The organism is Alcanivorax sp. HI0044, assembly GCF_001634945.1.
In genome coordinates this window covers 1-2,658 of record NZ_LWEZ01001183.1, presented here as the reverse complement: position 1 = coordinate 2,658, position 2,658 = coordinate 1, and the positions used below count along the sequence as shown (strand labels likewise).

The window sequence follows — 2,658 nt, the reverse complement described above, 5'->3', positions numbered from 1 at the left end:
GGACACCAAACCACGCCCGAGCATGTCGCGGCGGCTGATGGGTTTGCCGTGGCCCAGATTTAATAGCGGGGCGTCGGGGTGCAAGGCCTGTGGTTTTTTCATCATTCTTTTCATGGTCGTGCCCCTTATTGAAACAGCATGGTGGCGCTGCCCAGCATGGCCGCGCAGGCCGCCTTGGTGGCGGTGGCGGTGCGCTCCACGCAGTCACTGCTGCATTGGGTCAGGTTGGTATTGAACAGCAGGTTTTCCAGCTCGCTTTCAACCCCGTTGCGGTCTGGCTGGCTGGCCTGGCCATTACCGACCATGCGTTCAAACAACGGTGAAATGACCCAGTCTTTCCAGTTCTGCTGGCTGAGGGTGTCGGCGCCCAGGTTGTAATTCATGCCTATGAACAGAGGCTGAATGCTGGTGTCATTGCTGATTTCTGCTTCTACCAACGCGTTGCAGTACTCAATGGCGAGCTGGGCAATCCCCACTTGATGCGCCGTGAGGAAGGCTTCGATATTTTCCTCGCTGGGCAATTGGGCGCGCAGGCGTCGGTAGGTGTCCGGCACCTCGCCGTAGCCTTCCGGCACCCCGGTGAGCTGGCTCATGGTGGCGTTGATTTCGGCAAAGTTGCGCAGGCCGGGCAGGGGCTGTTCGCCGTACTGGTTGGGTGTCAGCGGCAGGGGCTGCGGGTCGGTGTGCACATTGGTGTGGCTGCCCAGGCGTTCGAAGGTGAGGAAGAACTCGTCGTTTTCCTGGCCTTGCTCCACGGGTAGCAGGGTGCCCAGGCGGGACAGGGTTTCGCCCTGTTCGCTGTAGCCTTCACCGCCAATCAGGGTGTCCACCGTGGCAAAGGACTGGGCCACGTCGGGGACGCGACCGTTGATGCCCAGGCGCAGGCCTTGCAATGCCACTTCCGATTCGACGATATCCTGTTCCAGGTTGATGAAATAGGGCGCGGCGAACAGGTAGCTGTAGTTATCGAAGCGGGACACTTCGAACACCAGGTAGGCGCCGGGCTGATTGATCAGGTGGCCGATGTAGAAAGGCAGGAAGTAGCGCTCGCCCACCCCGGCGGCAAAATTGGTGCGGATCTGTTCGCCAGTGAGCGCCCGGCTGTGAAGGGCGGCAAACCGGATTACCCCTTCCCAGGGGCGGTCGTTGGAGGCTTCGTTGCCGAGTACCAGGGCAAAGGTGTCATCCCAGGTGTTGAGCAGGCTCGGGGTAACCGGGTCGGTGGCGCCATTGCGTTCACCATTGATGTAGAGCTGGCGGCCGTTAACCGGGTCAAAGGTGATGGCGACATGCTGCAGGCTTGCCTGAAGCGGGTCATCGGCGGTGGCCAGTACCGGCTCACCGTTGCTGTCGGTGGCTTCGCCGATGCGCTGGTAGGCCAGGTAGTTGCTGCCGCTTTGGGCCAGGGTCAGGTTACGGGCCATGGTGCCGGCGGAGTAGCTGATGATGTGGGCATTGTCCTGCCCGGTGCTGGCGGGAACCAGCCAGGCTTCCAGGGTCAGTTCGCCGGTGGCGGCAATCAGGTCGGTGAGTTTTTTGCTGGTCTGGGTGCTGCCCTGGGCTTTGCCGCCGTTGAGGCGAATGCCCCAGCCGCCTTCCCAGGCCACATCGCCGCTGAATTGCAGGTGAATGGGGGGCTCCACGCCGGAGGAATCGTAGGCCGTCAGGCCTTCGCCGGTTTTGAACTCATAACGGGCGACCACGTTGCTTTCGTAGCGTCCGCCCCCAGCGGCCAGGGTGCCGTCATCCACGGTGAGTGCCTTGCTCAGCACCAGATCGCCATCCGGTGCGGTGGCGGTAATGTTGTTGGCCATGGCGCGAATGGCGTCTTCCATGGCGTCGGCATCGTTGCTGCAGCTGTCGCTCCAGCAGTTGTGGTTGTCTTCGCGCAGGCGCTCTACCAAGCGGCTGAGTTCAGGCTGGTTCAGGTCAATCTTGCTTTGCGCGGCACTGTAGGCTTCGTCCACATCATCGGCGGCCAGGTAGGGCGCCTGCGGGGTGGCGGCATCGCTGCGGTGGCATTCGCTGCAATGCGGCTCCAGTAGCGGGTAGACAGTGGTTTCGAACAGCCCGCTGTCCACCGGGAAGTTTTTGCTGTCACCGGGATCGTACAGGGGCGGTGGGTCCAGCTCGGTGGTGCCGCCACCCAGGCCCAGGGTTTCTCCGGCCCAGGCGCTGATCCAGGTGCTGATCTGGTCGGCACAGACCTGCGGGTCCGCTTCCCAGCAGTTATGGCCACCGGCTACTTTCTGCACCATGCGCGATGTCGCGGGCTGGTTCAGGTTGATCAGCGGGTTTGCCGCCGCATAGGCGGCGTTGATATCACCGGTTTGCACAAAGGCAGGTTGCTGGTTGCGGTGGCAGGCACCGCAACGCTGTTCACTGACCAGGTTGTTCCAGATGTATATCTTGAAGGCGGAGGTGTCTGCGTTGCGCGGGGCGGTGCCGACACACAACCGAACGTGGATACCGGCACTGGCGATAGTGGCGTGAATTACACCGGCCCCGCCCCGCGCAACGCAGACACCTCCGCCTTCAAGATATACATCTGGAACAACCTGGTCAGTGAACAGCGTTGCGGTGCCTGCCACCGCAACCAGCAACCTGCCTTTGTGCAAACCGGTGATATCAACGCCGCCTATGCGGCGGCAAACCCGC

The 2,658-nt window shown here is 62.0% G+C and carries 2 protein-coding genes; one reads left to right on the top strand and one right to left on the bottom strand.

The genetic code is table 11. The features are described 5' to 3' along the window. Window positions 1-125: 125 nt before the first annotated feature. Window positions 126-2,456, bottom strand: coding sequence for a LamG domain-containing protein (locus tag A3730_RS15695; protein WP_231883974.1), 2,331 nt, complete (start codon window positions 2,454-2,456; stop codon window positions 126-128). 6 nt (window positions 2,457-2,462) lie between these two features. Between A3730_RS15695 and A3730_RS32725 the strand changes: the two genes are divergently transcribed. Continuing rightward, window positions 2,463-2,658, top strand: a 196-nt coding sequence (locus A3730_RS32725; RefSeq protein ID WP_231883973.1) for a hypothetical protein, incomplete at its 3' end; no start/stop codon positions are given.